The 16,303-nt window shown below is 56.5% G+C and carries 16 protein-coding genes and 1 pseudogene; 9 read left to right on the top strand and 8 right to left on the bottom strand.

All coding sequences use genetic code 11. The annotated features are described in order from the left end of the window. Window positions 1–88 precede the first annotated feature (88 nt). On the bottom strand, window positions 89–388 hold the full coding sequence (locus AC1RT6_RS06050; protein ID WP_244553551.1) for an IPT/TIG domain-containing protein: 300 nt from the start codon (window positions 386–388) through the stop codon (window positions 89–91). Between AC1RT6_RS06050 and AC1RT6_RS06045 the strand changes: the two genes are divergently transcribed. Beyond that, a complete protein-coding gene (locus tag AC1RT6_RS06045; RefSeq protein ID WP_244553550.1) occupies window positions 378–581 on the top strand; it encodes a hypothetical protein in 204 nt (67 codons plus the stop codon). The two genes, AC1RT6_RS06050 and AC1RT6_RS06045, sit on opposite strands and share 11 nt — an antisense overlap. A 36-nt stretch (window positions 582–617) precedes the next feature. Here the strand turns inward: AC1RT6_RS06045 and AC1RT6_RS06040 are convergent, their stop codons facing one another. The 6 genes from AC1RT6_RS06040 to AC1RT6_RS06015 all read right to left on the bottom strand — a co-directional run bounded on the left by AC1RT6_RS06040 (window position 618) and on the right by AC1RT6_RS06015 (window position 7,563). Continuing rightward, window positions 618–2,396, bottom strand: coding sequence for a putative bifunctional diguanylate cyclase/phosphodiesterase (locus AC1RT6_RS06040; RefSeq protein ID WP_079447926.1), 1,779 nt, complete (start codon window positions 2,394–2,396; stop codon window positions 618–620). A 341-nt stretch (window positions 2,397–2,737) separates the two neighbouring features. Beyond that, complete coding sequence (maiA, locus tag AC1RT6_RS06035; protein ID WP_079447925.1) at window positions 2,738–3,382, bottom strand: maleylacetoacetate isomerase; 645 nt, start codon at window positions 3,380–3,382, stop codon at window positions 2,738–2,740. 14 nt (window positions 3,383–3,396) lie between these two features. Next, complete coding sequence (hmgA, locus tag AC1RT6_RS06030; protein WP_079447924.1) at window positions 3,397–4,743, bottom strand: homogentisate 1,2-dioxygenase; 1,347 nt, start codon at window positions 4,741–4,743, stop codon at window positions 3,397–3,399. A gap of 4 nt (window positions 4,744–4,747) precedes the next feature. Further along, complete coding sequence (locus AC1RT6_RS06025) at window positions 4,748–5,704, bottom strand: MBL fold metallo-hydrolase (RefSeq protein WP_079447986.1); 957 nt, start codon at window positions 5,702–5,704, stop codon at window positions 4,748–4,750. Window positions 5,705–5,731: 27 nt separating this feature from the next. Beyond that, complete coding sequence (locus AC1RT6_RS06020) at window positions 5,732–5,941, bottom strand: DUF2783 domain-containing protein (protein WP_079447923.1); 210 nt, start codon at window positions 5,939–5,941, stop codon at window positions 5,732–5,734. Continuing rightward, entirely contained in the window at window positions 5,938–7,563 is a 1,626-nt protein-coding gene (locus AC1RT6_RS06015) for an FAD-dependent oxidoreductase (protein ID WP_079447922.1), read from the bottom strand. Before AC1RT6_RS06015 ends, AC1RT6_RS06020 begins: the two co-directional genes overlap by 4 nt. Window positions 7,564–7,627: 64 nt before the next feature. Between AC1RT6_RS06015 and AC1RT6_RS06010 the strand changes: the two are divergent. Next, window positions 7,628–7,753, top strand: a pseudogene (locus AC1RT6_RS06010) (MarR family winged helix-turn-helix transcriptional regulator); the annotation flags it as partial. A 123-nt stretch (window positions 7,754–7,876) separates the two neighbouring features. Further along, the gene (fahA, locus tag AC1RT6_RS06005; protein WP_079447920.1) at window positions 7,877–9,148 is read left to right on the top strand and encodes a fumarylacetoacetase; all 1,272 of its coding nucleotides are present in this window, start codon (window positions 7,877–7,879) and stop codon (window positions 9,146–9,148) included. A gap of 234 nt (window positions 9,149–9,382) precedes the next feature. Here fahA and AC1RT6_RS06000 read toward each other — a convergent pair whose 3' ends face one another. Continuing rightward, on the bottom strand, window positions 9,383–10,120 hold the full coding sequence (locus tag AC1RT6_RS06000) for a GGDEF domain-containing protein (RefSeq protein ID WP_244553548.1): 738 nt from the start codon (window positions 10,118–10,120) through the stop codon (window positions 9,383–9,385). A gap of 1,414 nt (window positions 10,121–11,534) precedes the next feature. Here AC1RT6_RS06000 and AC1RT6_RS05995 point away from each other — a divergent pair. From AC1RT6_RS05995 to AC1RT6_RS05970, 6 genes are read left to right on the top strand one after another with little or no spacing between them, the layout of a single operon-like run. Then, window positions 11,535–12,428, top strand: coding sequence for a branched-chain amino acid ABC transporter permease (locus AC1RT6_RS05995; protein ID WP_079447918.1), 894 nt, complete (start codon window positions 11,535–11,537; stop codon window positions 12,426–12,428). Then, on the top strand, window positions 12,425–13,468 hold the full coding sequence (locus tag AC1RT6_RS05990) for a branched-chain amino acid ABC transporter permease (protein ID WP_079447917.1): 1,044 nt from the start codon (window positions 12,425–12,427) through the stop codon (window positions 13,466–13,468). Before AC1RT6_RS05995 ends, AC1RT6_RS05990 begins: the two co-directional genes overlap by 4 nt. Before the next feature lie 27 nt (window positions 13,469–13,495). Further along, entirely contained in the window at window positions 13,496–14,767 is a 1,272-nt protein-coding gene (locus AC1RT6_RS05985; RefSeq protein WP_079447984.1) for an ABC transporter substrate-binding protein, read from the top strand. Then, entirely contained in the window at window positions 14,764–15,576 is an 813-nt protein-coding gene (locus AC1RT6_RS05980) for an ABC transporter ATP-binding protein (protein ID WP_079447916.1), read from the top strand. Before AC1RT6_RS05985 ends, AC1RT6_RS05980 begins: the two co-directional genes overlap by 4 nt. Then, entirely contained in the window at window positions 15,576–15,995 is a 420-nt protein-coding gene (locus AC1RT6_RS05975) for an ATP-binding cassette domain-containing protein (protein ID WP_338013176.1), read from the top strand. Before AC1RT6_RS05980 ends, AC1RT6_RS05975 begins: the two co-directional genes overlap by 1 nt. Then, window positions 15,983–16,279, top strand: coding sequence for an ATP-binding cassette domain-containing protein (locus AC1RT6_RS05970; protein ID WP_472791383.1), 297 nt, complete (start codon window positions 15,983–15,985; stop codon window positions 16,277–16,279). The genes AC1RT6_RS05975 and AC1RT6_RS05970 overlap by 13 nt, the downstream gene beginning before the upstream one ends. Window positions 16,280–16,303 lie beyond the last annotated feature (24 nt).

The following is a 16,303-nucleotide window of genomic DNA, read 5'->3' as shown; positions in this document are numbered from 1 at the left end:
AATTCCCTGATTGCGGGCACCTTCACCCGCTGACCCTGTGTCGTTCGTTTAAGGAAGCCCAAAGTCATGTGTCGAAAATCATCGTGACTTAACTCGAATAAATTCGACACTTTCGATTCAAAGCCGAATAGGTGAAACCATTCGGAACGGAGCCGGTGCCCCCTGGCGTGGTCACCGCGACTGCGCCCGCCGCGTGCGGCGGCGTCGACGCAGTGATCGTGGTGTCATTGACCACGGTGATGCCCGTCGCCGCCGTTCCGCCGAATGTCACCGCCGTTGCGCCCGTGAAGCCGGTGCCTGTGATCGTGACCGAGGTGCCGCCGATCGAGCCGCTGTTCGGTGCGACCGAGCTGACCGTCGGCGTGCCGGCATTGATAATGACCGTCACATTGGCGGGGGCCGATGAGAACGTACCCGTTCCTGTCGAACTGTCCGTTGCTCTGACCGTGAAGTTCAAAGTCCCGGCAGCGGTCGGCGTACCGCGTAGCGTACCGTTGCTTTGCAGCGTGGTGCCTGCCGGAAAGGCGCCGGAGACCAGCGCGCGGCAACTTAACCCGAAAGAAGCTGAAGCGTTGATATGACCTCAAAGGGAAACGCGCCGGCAGACTGGATCGGTTCTAAGCCCTCCTAGGCGCAACTATTTGAAGCGCATTATCGCTATATCTCGACCTGGGCAACAGCTGGAGCAGCACGTAACGCAAGCGCTCCATGGTACAGGCTTTGGAAAAATACCAACCCTGAAGACCGTCGGCACCGAGTTGCTGAAGAAGCGTCGCCTGCTCTTCAGTCTCGATTCCCTCAGCCGTTACGGATTTACCGAGAGCATGGGCGATATCAATAATACCTTTGACAAGGACCAAGTCTTCTCCACTCGCTGGTAGGCTGGAAATGAACCCTCGGTCTATTTTGACACGGTCGATCGGTATGCGCCGGAGATGGGTAAGGGACGCAAAGCCTGTTCCGAAGTCATCGAGCGCGAGTTCGACGCCGGCATCGTGCAGACGTAATAGGCGGTCTTGAAAGCTCTGGAAATTGGTTCCCAGAAATACCTGTTCAACGACCTCGACGCAAAACCGGTCGGGTGAGATGCCGGTCTGGGCCGAAAGTTCGAAAAATCGATCTACAAAGCGGTCGGATCGAAAGTCCGCATTGGCCACGTTAATGGCAACGCGGTCCACAGGAAGGCTCAATTCCAGTATGCGTGCCATGTCTTTGAATGTTCGTTCGACAACAAACATTCCGATTTCCGACTCCAGTCCAGGATCATTGATCTCCGTTAGAAATGCATCGGGCGTGAGGAGACCGCGCTCGGGATGCTGCCATCGCAGCAGACCTTCCAGCGAGATCAACTTGCCGGGAACGGTTGGTACAACAGCTTGATAGTGGAGACTGAACTGGTTCCGATCGAGACCCGCCTCAACAGCCTGCAGCAACGCGCTTTTGTATTCGACCGCTAGTTGGAGGCGCGGTGCGAAACATTGGCGTTGATCTCGCCCTGAAGCTTTTGAGTGATAAAGCGCCATATCGGCGGCCTTGAAAAGCCCATCAGGTGTCTTGGCATCCTTAGGAAAGGCAGCCACGCCAATACTGGCCGTATATCGGTGTTTAATATCACCTAGCCAAACAGGCTGTTTTATGCTGTCCAGCACCTCGTCCAAAAGAGCTGGAACATCTGCACACGCCTTGTCAGATATCACAATTCCAAATTCGTCGCCGCCAAGCCTAGCAATAAAAATATTCTCCGCCTCAAAAGCGCGAAGCCGCTCTGCAAAATTTTTGAGGAGATTATCGCCAGCAACATGGCCGAACGTATCGTTGATTTCTTTGAAGGCATCGATATCGATCAGGGCTAGGTAAACCGAAGTGTGAATGGAATTTCTCAGTTCGAGCGTGGCCGTCAGATACTCCTGAAACCGTCTTCGATTGGCAGTGCCGGTTAAGGCGTCTGTACTGACGGCATGACGCAAGTCTTCCTCAATCTGATGGCGCCTCGTAACGTCAAAGCGAATAGATGTGTAACTATCCGGATTGCCGGCGGCATTCAGATGGGGAACGATAGTCGTATCGACCCAATAGGTTGTCCCATCCTTCCGACGATTGCAGATTTCGCCGCGCCATACCTGCCCTCGGGCGATCTGCCGGTACATTTCGCGAAAGAACGCCTTGTCATGAGCATCCGAGCGCAGGAGTCGGTGATTTTGCCCGATAAGTTCGTGTTGCGAATAGCCCGAAATTTCACAGAATTTATTGTTGACGTGTGTGATTGTGCCCTGAACATTGGTAATGGCCACGATGGCCGTGACATCGAGCGCGTAGTGAATGAATCCCGTTTCGGATTTGACTACCTCTACCTCACCGAGATCATTCGGCCCGTGAGAGTGTTGAACCACAATCATCCTCCCGTCACTTCTCCCTCCAGATTACGGCGAAACGTTTAACAATACTCTGGTGGCGTCCCGATTGATCGGACACGCGACGTGTTGGATTAAGCACCAGCGGCCTTGGCTCTGAACGAGGAAATACCTATCAATTAGCTATAACTTTAATTTGGTCGCCAGGGAGCGATCATTGGTCGAGGTTCGCGCCAATACTATTTAACGGACCGACCCTGAATGGGTTGCGCCGGGCCGGGCGCCAAAACATCTCCCGCGAATACCCTCAATCTGCGAACCGCCGGCAACGACATGGATTCGACCCGCGGCATCGCGGGGGCCAACTAGTTCCTTTATTCCGAGTTCTATTCTGCGTCGGGCTGACGGCTTGGTTCAGCCATGGCAAATGCCTTGAGACCGGACGCTGTCGCGTCGATCTCAAGGATTCGTTTGTATGGAGAAAGATCAACACCGAAACGTCGCGCATTAAACACCTGCGGGATAATGCAAATATCGGCTACCGTCGGCTGTTCACCGAGCGCAAATGGCCCCGGCAGGTGCGCAAGGCGGGCTTCGATTGCTTCGAATCCGACTTTGATCCAGTGCTGCGACCATGTTGTACGGGCGGCCTCGTCGACTCCCATTTCGGCCAGCCGATTTAAAACACGAAGGTTTCCGATGGGATGAATGTCGCTTGTCACAACCAGCGCGATTTCGCGCGCGATAGCGCGTGCTCTCGGGCTGGATGGCAGCAAAGGGGGAGCCGGGTGCATTTCATCGAGATATTCGATGATCGCGAGCGATTGAGCGAGGCGAAAGTCGCCCTCGATCCAATAGGGCACCAGTCCAGCCGGGTTGATGTCGCGATAGGCCTGCTGGGCTTGTTCGCCTTTGCGTAAATGTACGAATTTGGTCTCCGCGCTCAATCCCTTGAGTCCGAGCGCTATGCGGACGCGGTAGGCTGCGGTTGACCGGAAGTATCCGTATAGCAAAGCGTCGCTGTTGGTCATCTCGCGGTTGCACCTTACGGCTTGGTCGGATCGAAACGGCGCTCAAGCCCTTGCCAACAATCCGCATAGTCGTCCTGCAGCGCGTCGGATGTTGCGGCATATTCGGTCACGCGCTGTGGGAAGCGTGTTTCGAACATGAAGGCCATCGTGCCGGTTAGCTTGACGGGCTTAAGCTCGGTCTTGCTGGCATGGTCGAACGCCTCGCGGTCCGGCCCGTGAGGAAGCATGCAATTATGCAGGCTAATGCCGCCAGGTAGGAATCCCTGCGGCTTGGCGTCGTAAACGCCGTATATCAAGCCCATAAACTCGGACATGATGTTCATATGATACCAGGGTGGACGGAACGTGTTTTCCGCGACCGCCCAGCGCTCCGGGAAAATCACGAAATCGATATTCGCCGTGCCAGCGATTTCCGAAGGCGACGTCAGCACGGTGAAGATCGATGGATCGGGGTGATCGAAGCCGATTGCACCGATTGGCGAGAACGTCCTTAGATCGTACTTACAGGGCGCATAATTGCCGTGCCATGCCACGACATCAATCGGCGAGTGAGGCAGAGCCGTGGACCATAACGCTCCACCCCATTTCACGAACAGCTCGGTTGGCTTGTCGTCGTCCTCATAAGCGGCGACGGGGGTAAGAAAGTCGCGTGAATTGGCAAGACAATTCGCGCCGATGGGTCCCCGTTCAGGCAGCGTGAACGCGCCGCCGTAGTTCTCGCACAGATAACCGCGCGCAGGGCCGGATGGAATTTCGACGCGAAACTTCACGCCGCGCGGAATGACGGCAATTTCGCCCGGCTCGGCGTCGATCACGCCGAATTCAGTGACGAAGCGAAGGCTGCCCTCCTGCGGTACGAACAGCATCTCGCCATCGGCATTGTAAAAATGCTGATCGACCATGGATTTCGTAATGAGATAGATATGCGCGGCCATGCCGACCTGAGTGTGGGCGTCGCCCGCGGTGGTCATCGTCCGCACGCTCTGCACGAAAGTCAGCTCGTCCTCTGGGATGGGCGTGGGGTCCCAGCGCAGTTGCGCGATCGGCATGTCGTGCTCGAGGCACGGCGCTGTGCGCCAGAGTCTTGCATCGGCCTTAACGAAACGCCCGGAATGACGAACCGAGGGGCGGATACGATAAAGCCACGAGCGTTCGTTAGCGCCGCGCGGCGCGGTGAACGGCGAGCCGGACAGTTGTTCGGCGTACAATCCGTAGGCGCAGCGTTGAGGTGAATTGCGACCGATCGGCAATGCGCCCGGTAGTGCTTCGGTCTCGAAGCTATTGCCAAAGCCCGACATATAGCCGGGCGTCTCGTTGGTACTGCTACGATTGACGGCGACCGGATCGAAGTTGGTGTTCATCGCCTTATCCTCCCTGAAGGGCCGCCCACATCTCGCGGTCACGGTCCGCGGTCCAGATCACCGGATTGTCGATGCCCGATGCTTCATCGAAAGCCCGGGAGACGTTGAACGGCAGGCAGTGTTCATAAATGGCGAAGGTCGAGAATTTTGGGTCCATGATTTCGCGTGTCGCGGCGACCGTCTCCCTCAGGCTGTGCCCTTTGGCGACGGACAATTCTGCCGAGCCGTATAATGCGGTGACGAAATCACGTGTCATCGCAATTGCCTCCCGTGTGATGGACTGCCCATTGAGGGCGTCACCGCGGCCGGGAGCGACCGCCTTGGGATTGAATTTGCGAATTTCATTCAATGTCGTCGGCCATTCACGCAAATAGGCATCTCCGCAATAGCAAGCGGAATGGTATTCAATCAGATCGCCTGAGCACATCACTTGCGCATCGGGGACCCATGCCACGATATCTCCGGATGTGTGGCCGGCGCCCAGATGCATCAACCTCACCGCGCGCTTGCCGAGATAGATTGTCATCTCAGTCTCGAACGTAAGTGTCGGCCAAGTCAGACCCGGGATGCTTGCGGCATCACGGAATAGCCGCGGAAACCGGCCGAATTCGGAATCCCAATCCTGTTGTCCGCGCTCTTCGATCAACCTGTGCGTTTCTTTCGAGGCGACGATTCCCTGTGCGTGATATGCAGAAGCGCCGAGCACGCGCACTGCATGGTAGTGCGATAGAACAACATACTTGATGGGTTTGTCGGTTACGATCCTGACGCGTTCGACGACGCTGGTCGCCATCGCGGGCGTCGCCTGCGCGTCAAACACAATGCAGCCGTCGTCGCCGACAATGACCGCCGTATTTGGATCGCCCTCGGCGGTGAACGCATAAATGTCCGGGCCGATTTCGGAGAATGTGATTTTCTTCTCCGCCATATCAGTCGTGGAAGCGAAACTCTTGGCGCTCATTTGTTTTCTTTCGTCTTCGAACTCCACTCACCCGCACTGATCATTCCCGAGGCGTCGCTTTGCTAACAAAACCGCCTCGCGAAGGACCTCTACATCCCCGATATGATTGGCAAGAATCAAAACGAGGGCGGTATCGAGCGACGCGCTCTGCTCATCGCTCAGCCCACGATGCGCCTCGACCACCAGGCGGTAAGCGGCGTCCGGGTCAGGAAAGTTGGACTGCGTCGAAAGCGTCATGGCATGCCCTCGATTAGCGCACTCGCCCGCGCGATTGCGGCTTGCACTACGGGTAACGTGGGATGTCTGAACCGCGCCGCAACGTATCCATCCGGTCGAAGCAAATAGGCGGACCCATCGGAAGCATCATAGCGCTTCGCGAATAGTCCGGATGTGTCGCGGAGTGGTGCATCGGGTCCGATGCTGATGCAGTGACAATCAAGCGGATCGAGAGCCGATCCGTTCCCGGATTCCAGCAGAACAAAATTGTCGCAGGCTGCTTTGAAAGCTTCGGTAAGATAAACACGGTCGCCGCTCGTTGCCGTCAATGGCGCGTCCACGATCGGCGCGCCCGGACGTGGGCCGGCACGCCATGTGTCGACGTCGCTGGTAGACAATGGCGTATTGTAAGTTGACGGCGTTGCTAGCCGTCCGCCGTTCACCATGCGCCTGGCGAAGTCGACCTCCTTGGCAAGTCGAAGCACCGCATGACGCATTCGCCGTTCGTGGTTTGAATGGGGGGCAATGAAATCTGTCGAGCGAGTCGACGCGCGAATATTTTCGTCCGCCGCTGCGCTGCGCTCGCTCTCATAACTATCGAGCAGGGAAACCGCGGCCTTGCCCCGCAAAACGAGGGCGAGCTTCCAGGCAAGGTTTTCGGCATCCTCGAGCCCGGAATTCGCACCGCGTGCTCCAAACGGGGAGACCTGATGAGCGGAGTCGCCTGCGAAGACAACCCGCCCATGAATAAACCTCTGCATGCGCCGGCACTGAAACTTATAGATCGATATCCATTCGAATTCGAATTCCTTGTGTCCCAGCATGCGTTCGATCCGCGGCCGCACATTCTCCGGAAGCCGTTCAACGGTGGGGTCCGCGTCTGGGCCAAGTTGCAGATCGATGCGCCATACGTCGTCGGGCTGGCGGTGAAGCAGCGCGGACTGTCCGGAATGGAATGGCGGGTCGAACCAGAACCAGCGTTCGGTTGGAAACGCGGCCGTCATTTTTACGTCTGCGATCAAAAATTGATCGTTGAAGGATTCGCCGGAAAAATCCGCACCCACGAAACCCCGCAAGGCCGATCGTGCGCCATCGCAGGCGATCACGAAATCAGAGTTCAGTTTGTATCGTCCGTCCGGAGTTTCAATCTCAACAACGGCGTGGTCGTTGTGCTGCTCCAGGCCAACGACCCTGTTTCGCCAGCGCAGATTGATCAGCGGCAATTCCTGAACGCGGTCGACCAGATAAGCTTCGGCATAATACTGCTGAAGATTGATGAAAGCCGGCATCTTGTGCCCTTCTTCGGGCAACAGATCGAACCGGTAGACCATCTCGTCCTTGAGGAATATCTTGCCGACTTTCCAGGCAATCCCCTTTTCGACCATCCGTTCGCCGACACCGAGGCGATCCCACAATTCCAGCGATCGCTTGGAAAAACAGATCGCCCGCGACCCGTCACCGATCCTGTCTGTATCATCGAGCAGTACGACGGCTTGTCCGCGCTGTGCCAAATCGATCGCGAGTGAGAGGCCAATCGGCCCGGCACCGACGATGATGACCGGATGGTGCGCAGCTTTACCTTCAGTGCGCTCCTGATCGGGGTGCGGGCGATAAGCAAATTGCCTGACAGACCGCTGGGTCATGGTCGCTCCGGATCAAGCTCCGTCGCAATTGAAAATCTGGCAAAGAGGCTAGACCATCGCTAAAATGGTCGCAACTGCAACTATGAAAGTGCCGCTGAATTTTGCCGCCGACACGGCATCCGTTGCGAAGCTCGACCTGTTCAAATTCGTGCCATTTCGGCTGAACCGGCTGGCTGCCGAGGTCAGCGCTGATCCTGAACTGGCGCTGTCGATTGCGATCATTAAATATCTCGACGAGACTTTCCGAAGCCGCTGCTGAACTGGGCTAGGAGCGCCGCGCAGAATAGTAAGCAAGAGCAATCCGGATGAGAAAATGCACCCGAACGATCCCAGGCTTCGCACCTTCGTTGACGTCGATGCGGCATCCGACTTTCCGATCCAAAACCTGCCTTACGGGGTGTTCTCAATGCCGGAGCAGCCGGAGTTGCGCGTCGGCGTGGCGATTGGCAGTCAGATTCTCGATCTCGCCGTGCTGGAATCCGCCGGTCTGATCCGTTGCGACGAGGTTAGAGGAGTTTTTGCAAAGCCTTCGTTGAATGCCTTCATGGCGCTCGGACCGAAGGTGTGGTCGCAGACGCGCGGACGGATCAGCGAATTGCTGCGTCATGATAATCCGGAACTGCGCGACAACGCGGACTTGCGCATGCGCGCGCTTGTACCTCGGAATCGCGCGCAAATGCATATGCCGATCCGCGTCGCAGGCTTCACTGATTTCTATTCCTCGAAAGAACACGCCACCAATGTCGGCACCATGTTCCGCGATAAGGCCAATCCATTGCTGCCGAACTGGCTGCATATTCCTATCGGCTACAATGGCCGGGCATCGACCGTCGTAGTCAGCGGCACGCCGATCCGCCGTCCACGCGGGCAGTTGAAGCCGCCAACGGCGGAGCTTCCGAACTTCGGCCCGTGCAAGCGGCTCGATTTCGAACTGGAAATTGGCGTCGTGATCGGGCAGGGCTCCGCGATGGGCGAGATGTTGACCGAACGACAAGCGGAAGAGATGATCTTCGGCTTCACGCTGCTGAATGATTGGAGCGCGCGCGACATCCAGCAATGGGAATACGTGCCGCTGGGGCCGTTTCAGGCGAAGGCGTTCGGCACCTCGATCAGCCCGTGGGTCGTGACGCGTGAGGCATTAGAGCCGTTTCGGGTTCATGGTCCGGCGCAGGATCCGAAGCCGTTGCCTTATCTGCGCCAGACACAACCGAACAATTACGACATACGGCTCGAGGTAGACCTGCGAACGGAGAAGATGGCAAAGTCGGCCAGAATCTGCCGGACCAATTTCAAATACATGTACTGGTCGTCAGTGCAGCAGCTCGTGCATCATGCCTCTTCAGGTTGTGCAATGAATGTCGGCGATCTTTTGGGGTCAGGCACCATCAGTGGTCCCGAAAAGGCCGAGCACGGCAGCATGTTGGAGCTGAGCTGGAACGGGACCACGCCGCTTGAGATTGATGGTGGCGAGCGCCGTTCGTTCCTCGAAGACGGCGATTCGCTCCGCATTCGCGGCTGGTGTCAGGGAGACGGCTATCGCGTTGGCTTCGGCGAGGTCGAGGGCTCGATTGTAGCCGTAGAATAGTTGCTGAGGTGTGACCTGACGGATGTGGCGTTTTCGCTGATGATGTTTGCGGGCACGGAGACCGATATTGCAGCGATGCATGCGGTCGTTGGAATGACCTAGCCGCCACATCAAAGCCACGTTCGCTTCTTGTAGACGTTCGTGCGGGCTGCTGCGCAAGTCGAGACTTGGCTATGACACTGGCTATGGCCGAAAGCGGCGCATATACACTTCGTCATACGCGCGCTGATTTGTTCAATGCGCAGCTGAAAGTGGAGCGCTGCTGGCTAACTGACAAAGCTCAACTCGATTTCGCCCTTTCCGCTTTGCATCGTAGAGCTGTTTATCGGCGAGCTTGTATAGCTCCGAGAACGATGTTCTTTGGACAAAGGTCGCTCCGCCGATGCTGATCGAGAGATCGCAGGAAACCCCTTCGAAACAAAATTCCGCAGCCTTCACAGTTTCCCGGATTCGCTCGGCAACCACGACGACCCGGTCCGAAGCAATGCCTGGAAGGAACACGCTAAATTCCTCGCCGCCCATGCGACCGACAAGGTCTACTTCGCGCAGCGTCGATCTGATGCTTTGAGCGATCAGTTTGAGAGCCTCGTCGCCTGCATCGTGACCGAAATTGTCATTGACGTTTTTGAAGTGATCGACATCCATGACTAGCAGCGCGCCATCGCAGCGCCTTTCCTGCTGGTTCACCCGTTCAAGATAGGCGTCTACCAGGGTCGTGAATGCAGCGCGATTGAAACAGGATGTCAGGCCGTCGGTTGAGGCTATAACTGTCAGTTGCTTATGCGCGATTGCCAGCTGGCGCAATTTGCTGAGAAGGTAGAAAAAGAACGGTGGCGCGATCAGCAGGGGAATGATCACATCATTCTCGGGGCTGGTCCCCAATCTCCATACGCCTTCCTTGAAGGAGTAGCTGTCGATCGTAAAGGCCAAGACGACGCAGCAGAGCGTCCCGGCGATCGTCAGCAGGATCACTCGGGCCCAGCTTTGAACCGAGGGTTCGACGGCTTTCGATGTGAACCAGCCATTCATACGTTAGGCGCTAAGGGACGAATATTAACAAACTATTCGGATTGGTAGCAGCATTTAGCGCTTCATCCGAATATCGAGCCGACAATCTAGGCGACTGTGTCCAAGGTTCTCCATCGCACTCGGCGCAAGAGCATATGATGCCAGACGGAGGGCCAAGTCTGAGGCAGGATTGAAATCGTCAGTAGGAGCTTTTGGCTATCGCATCAAGTTTGCGTACGGGCATATTCAAGACACGGGCCGCGACGCGAAAGGCAGAAAGCACTATCGCTACGAGGAGGCAGCGGTTCTAGCTATGCTACGGGGTCGGTTAGCCCGAGAACTCTCAGGCAATGGGCGGGCGAACAATCGCATGAGCGTGAACGCTGCCTAGCGATATTTTGCATTTCCCCGCTGAGGCGATCGACATCCTCCTCCTGACCGTTGCGCCGGATCGCATGGGGCAGCGTCGACTTGTCGTCGAAGGTAATCGAAGCATCGTCGAAGAGAGAAGCGGCGGGAGCTCTGTCATGATAGGCGTGAGATAACGAGAAGCGCCGGCCGTACGTCTTGTGGCTTACTGACTTTCCAACGCAGAACATCGCGCTTTATTTCGCGGATGTCGTAAACCGGGTTCCTCGCCTCGTTTCGTGTCCGATTGCAGCCTTGACGGCTCGCGCGGGACTCGTGAACAGCTGGCCTTCAAGAACGTCGAACTCCTTTTTTGCTGAAAAGAACATGAAACCGCGACCGCTGCGAACGACTAGGCCCGCCGCGCCTTGAGACGGTTCAATAATGTAGTTGTCGGCCATGGACGTGTTATCCGTTTCAACGACTGTGCCAAGTACTCCTGCAATCGAGCCACGCGTTCGAATGGTGGTCAAGCTGCCTGGAAAAATAAGAATAACTCTGTCGCCGAAAGCTATAACCGGCGAATGACCGCGATTTGATCGTTGAAACGTTTGGCAATTGTTTTTTCAACATCCGCCTCGCGAGTATCCTGCGAAGAGCATGTCGATGCGCTTCCATTTGCAAATTGCGAGCATCGATCGATCACCCTGCGAATCGACCGGCTGAATTGTGAGATGCTAAAGCAGGAGCGTCGATGGTGTCCGTTACGTCTGAAGCGCCACCTGTTTCCCAGGAACGAGTCCGAAGAAGCATTGGCTTCCGTAACGCCGGTCGCCATTCGAAGCGCTCGAATCTGATTGGCGTCACGGCCGCTCTCAAAAGAAGATTATGTATGAGCGCCGAATAGTCAGACGGACAAGATCACTTAACAACAAGCAAAATACGTAAAATAAATCTGCGGTCTGTTTGCTATAAAACGTGCGCGCACAAAAAACAGCGTGCGATGAGTCCGAGTGGTGGAGCGTGAGGCTTGAACCTCGAATTGTTTCTCACGGTGGCGCTCAACGGTCTTACCGTCTCCGCTCTCTACTTCATTGTAGCGATCGGATTTTCGCTGATCTTCGGCTTGATGCGCTCGGTGAACATGGCGCACGGAACGCTGTTTCTTGTCGGTGCTTACGCCGGCGTTGCCGTTTTTTATCCGCTTTACGATGCCGAAAATGCATATGCCTGGATTGTAGCTCTGGTCGTGGGCATGGCTGCATCGGCGATTCTTGGCGTCGTGCTGCAGGTTGTCTTTCTTGGTTGGATGCAGGGTCAGGAGTTGCGCCAGACGCTGGTGACGATCGGCATCTCCATCATCGTTGCGGACCAGCTTCTGGCGATTTTTGGCGGGCTGAGTCAGCAATTCTACGCGCCCGACATTTTGTTTGGGTCGGTTCCGGTCCCGTTCGTGCAAGGCGGTCAGTATTCAACCTTTCGTCTGTTTCAGGTGGTGGTGGCGATCGGCGTTGGTTTCGGCCTCTGGCTGATCTTACAGCGGACCAAGCTCGGCATCGTCGTGCGCGCCGGTGTCGATGATCGCGCCATGCTGTCGGCTCAAGGCGTCAACGTCCCGCTCGTCTCTGTTGTCGTTTTTGCAATCGGCGCTGCTCTTGCCGGTTTGGCCGGAGTCGTAGGCGGCACGGCACAACCCTTCGGCCAGGAGAAGGATATCGAATTCCTGCTGACCTCACTCGTGGTTGTGATCGTGGGTGGCATGGGATCCTTGCCCGGGACGGCGCTTGGCGCCCTTCTGGTTGGCATGGCCGAGCAGTTCGGACAGTCGTTGTTCCCGGCCTACTCGGTGATGCTTACGCTGCTCATCATGGTGGCAGTGCTCGCGTTCAGGCCTCGCGGTCTGTTGGGAAGAAAGTTCTCATGAGTGATGCGGTTTCCACATCTGCAGCGTTCAGCGGACGATCCTTGGCCTCGCCTGCTTTGATGTCGACGCTTCTTCTGATCGTCCTTGTCTCGCTGCCGGCTGTGCTACCGGAGTTCTGGACGGTCAACATATTCGTGCGGGCTATGATCTTCGGGATCGTGGCGCTCTCGCTTACGTTCCTTGCTCACTATGGCGGGTTCATCTCGCTTGCCCAGATGGTTGCCGCGGGCGTTGCCGGATACACGATAGCCGTGACGGTGCCGGATGCCATACCGGCCAATCGCTTCCAGCTTCCTTATGCGCTTGCCATCGCTCTGGCGCTTGTATTCTCGACTATTGCGGGGGTCGTGATCGGTGCCGTCGCGGTACGAACACGCGAGATCTATCTGCTGATGATCACGCTCGCGACCGCAGTGAGCTTTTACTTCTTCGTGCAGGCCAACGTCGAGTTTCTCAACGGCTATGAGGGGATTCGCAATGTGATGGGTCCGGATATTCTGGGTGTTCCCTTGCGTACGCCCGCGATCTTCTTCTATGCGGTTCTTGCCGTGTCCGCGGCCCTCTACGCACTTGTGATCTATGTCAGCCGCGCTCCTCTCGGATTGGTCCTGCAAGGCATTCGCGATAATCCGCGCCGTGTTTCAGCGCTCGGTTTTAATGTTGCTCTACATCGAATTGCGGCGTTTGGCCTTGCCGGCTTCATTGCAGGGGTCGGCGGCGTGCTGCTTGCCTTTTACAACATTGGAATCTCGCCAGGTACCGTGTCCACCCATGCCACGATCAGCATCTTAATCATGGCTGTGATCGGCGGCTTGGGTCATCCAATTGGTGCGTTCATAGGCGCACTCATTTTCACGATCTTCGACACTTTCGCTGCTGATATCTACGACCGCGATCGTTTCAATACACTCATCGGTATGGTCTTTCTGACGATCGTGGTTGCCTCTCCCGACGGAATTATCGGCCTAATAAAGCGTAGCAAAGCTTTTTTGCGCGATCGCAGATTCGCATCCCATTCGGAATCCACCACAGCTATTTAACGAGATGACCATTTGAGGATCATGATCATGGCAACCAATCCTACCAGGAGGCAAATCCTTCAAGGAGCTGCGGCTATTGCCGGCTCTGCCGTCTTCGCTCCGGCCGTTCATGCCTCTCAAGTTCCTATCAGACTGGGTACACTGGCTTCGCTGGAGGGACCGCTTGCTGTCAATGGGCAGGATTCTTATCGCGTCATAGAGCTTCTTCTTGAAGAGGCTGGTTACAAAGCGGGCGGTCGCAAGATCGAATGGATCCGGGAATCCTCGAACGCCAAGCCGGACGTCGCGCTTGCACGGACCCGCAAGCTGATCGAGCAGGATCACGCTGATGTTGTGATCGGGCCATTGTCGGGGGCCGAGGGTATCGCGGTTCGGGATTATTCGCGCACGGTTCCGAACAAGACCTTTATCAATGGTTCGTCTGCCTCGCAGGACAACACGCTCCGCAATTCGTCGCCGAACTATTTTCGCTTCAGCACGGATGGCACGCAATGGACCGCAGGACTCGGTGAATACACCAAGAATACTCTTAAGATCGACGAAGTGACCGTTGTCGCCTCCGACTACGCCTTTCCTTACTCACAGGTGTTTGGATTTAGTCTTGAGTTCACGCGGGCAGGCGGCAAACTCAACTATCTCTGGACGCCGTTTGGAACGTCCGACTACACTTCACTGATTGCGCAAATTCCAAAATCATCCGGCGCGCTCTATGTCGTCTATGGCGGGTCCGACGGACTGGCCTTCCTTACCCAGTATGCGCAAGCTGGCGGCTCGCTGCCGCTTCTTGGCGGGACCCTCCTTGCCGATCAGACGCTGTTCTCAGCCCGCGGCCCCCATCGCAAGGTGCTTGAAGGCACCATTTCCGCCGGCCCGATCGGGGACTATTACGACAACCCGGTCTGGAAGGATTTCCAGGCGCGCTACGTCAGGCGCTGGAGCAAAGATGTCGGGCAGCAGACACCGGGCACACTTGCGTTCTCCTATTCCACCAACTTGCAAGCGGCACTGCTCGCCCTCAATGCCGTAGAGGGCGATCTTTCCGGAAACCAGGAGGCTTTTCGTGAGGCGTTGCGAAAGCTTGAATTCAAAAACTATATCGATGCCCTGGTGAAGCTTGACCACAACAGGCAGGCAATTTCCGACAATTTCCTCACCAAGGTCGAGGTGCGTGACAAGCGGTTGCAGTCGGTGGTGTTCAAAAAAGTGCCGAACGTGAACCAGACGCTTGGATTTCCTGAAGACAAGTATGTCGCGCTTGGCGCTCCATCCCGCAACAACACCGGAAATGTGAAGATATGACAGCTTTGAGACAATCGGGCGCCGCCGTCGTCTCGACGTTTCTTGCGGATGCAGTGCCCCAACCCAGTCCACTTGCCCTCGAGCTATCGGGAATCAGTCTCAGCTTCGGAGGATCGCGGATTCTCTCGGGTGTTCAGCTTGCCGTCGCTCATGGTGAGCGTCGCGTTATTCTGGGGCCGAACGGCGCCGGAAAGACAACGCTTTTTAACGTCGTTTGCGGTGATTATTCGCCGAACGCTGGGTCCATCCGCTATTTCTGGCGCGACATAACGCATCTGAAACAGCATATGCGTGCGCGCGCCGGTATTGCGCGTACCTATCAAAGCTCGCTTCTGTTTGACGGGCTTACCGTGCTCGACAACATCTTTCTAGCTATACGTGGTGTCAAAGGAAACAGGCTCTCGCTTCTGCGTCCCAGGGCGAGTGATCTCGATCTCGCGCGAGCGCGCGAAATCGCAGACCGTGTGCGCATCCGCCATAAACTCAATACTGATGTGCGTGATCTGTCGCACGGGCAGCGCCGCCAGTTGGAGCTCGGTATGGCTCTCGCTGCGGGACCGAAACTTCTCATGCTGGACGAGCCCGCCGCAGGTCTTTCGCCCGGCGACAGACCAGAGCTGCTATGCACATTGCATGAACTGCCGCGCACCTTGACGCTGGTGATTGTCGAGCACGATATGGATGTTGCCTTGCCAATTGCTGATATTGTTACGGTGATGAAGGACGGTGCGGTCGTGATCGAGCGGACCCCGGACAAAGTCGAGCACGACTCCGCTGTGCAGGCGATCTATCTGGGGGAGGCCGCGTGATGTTGTCGGTCACCAATTTGCACGTCAACTATGGTCGCGCTGAGATTCTCCATGGGGTCTCGCTCGACGTCGGCGAGAAGCCAGTGTCCGTCGTCGGGCGCAACGGCATGGGAAAGACGACGTTCTGTTATGCCATTATGGGAATGATACCGATTCGGAGCGGCGCTATCGTGCTTGATAACGTGTCTCTTGATCGTAGATCTGCGATGCAGGTCGCGCGGCGGGGAATCGCGATCGTTCCGCAGGGGCGGCGAGTCTTTCCCTCGCTCTCCGTCGATGAGCACCTCAAGCTCGCAAGCCGGGGCCAGAAAGCGGCATGGACCCGGAGCGGATCTACGACACTTTCCCTCGACTCGCGGAGAGGAGGTCGAACGGCGGCGCTCAATTGTCGGGTGGAGAGCAGCAGATGCTTGCGATAGCTCGCGCATTGCTTCGTAATCCCAGGCTGGTCATCATGGATGAACCCTCGGAGGGATTGGCGCCGGTGATTGTCGATCAGTTGATTGATGTTCTGAAGAGGCGGTCTCTCGACAAGATCGGTCTTTTGTTGATTGAGCAGAACCTGCGGGTGGCCACTTCCGTTTCCGACACGGTCGCTATCATGCTGGGAGGCAGAGTTGCAGCTACGCTTCCGGCCGCTCAATTGAGTGCTGACGCGAGACTCCAGCGTCGCTACCTAGGCGTCAGTTCGACTATGCATTGATTCCGTTCATTTAAGGTGTGCCTG

It is taken from the genome of Nitrobacter sp. MLSD-S21, from assembly GCF_058809865.1.
The sequence above is the reverse complement of the archived record's forward strand: the minus strand, read 5'-3'. Positions and strand labels throughout refer to the sequence as shown.

Bases quoted from the DNA above. Each gene is read 5' to 3' on its own strand.
- AC1RT6_RS05975 (WP_338013176.1), top strand. From the start codon at position 15,576: ATGTTGTCGGTCACCAATTTGCACGTCAACTATGGTCGCGCTGAGATT.
- AC1RT6_RS05985 (WP_079447984.1), top strand. From the start codon at position 13,496: ATGGCAACCAATCCTACCAGGAGGCAAATCCTTCAAGGAGCTGCGGCT.
- AC1RT6_RS06020 (WP_079447923.1), bottom strand. From the start codon at position 5,941: ATGACGCTTTCGACGCAGTCCAACTTTCCTGACCCGGACGCCGCTTAC.
- AC1RT6_RS05990 (WP_079447917.1), top strand. From the start codon at position 12,425: ATGAGTGATGCGGTTTCCACATCTGCAGCGTTCAGCGGACGATCCTTG.
- fahA (WP_079447920.1), top strand. From the start codon at position 7,877: ATGCACCCGAACGATCCCAGGCTTCGCACCTTCGTTGACGTCGATGCG.
- AC1RT6_RS06025 (WP_079447986.1), bottom strand. From the start codon at position 5,704: ATGAGCGCCAAGAGTTTCGCTTCCACGACTGATATGGCGGAGAAGAAA.
- AC1RT6_RS06040 (WP_079447926.1), bottom strand. From the start codon at position 2,396: ATGATTGTGGTTCAACACTCTCACGGGCCGAATGATCTCGGTGAGGTA.
- AC1RT6_RS05970 (WP_472791383.1), top strand. From the start codon at position 15,983: ATGCTTGCGATAGCTCGCGCATTGCTTCGTAATCCCAGGCTGGTCATC.
- AC1RT6_RS06045 (WP_244553550.1), top strand. From the start codon at position 378: ATGACCGTCACATTGGCGGGGGCCGATGAGAACGTACCCGTTCCTGTC.
- AC1RT6_RS05980 (WP_079447916.1), top strand. From the start codon at position 14,764: ATGACAGCTTTGAGACAATCGGGCGCCGCCGTCGTCTCGACGTTTCTT.
- maiA (WP_079447925.1), bottom strand. From the start codon at position 3,382: ATGACCAACAGCGACGCTTTGCTATACGGATACTTCCGGTCAACCGCA.
- hmgA (WP_079447924.1), bottom strand. From the start codon at position 4,743: ATGAACACCAACTTCGATCCGGTCGCCGTCAATCGTAGCAGTACCAAC.
- AC1RT6_RS06015 (WP_079447922.1), bottom strand. From the start codon at position 7,563: ATGACCCAGCGGTCTGTCAGGCAATTTGCTTATCGCCCGCACCCCGAT.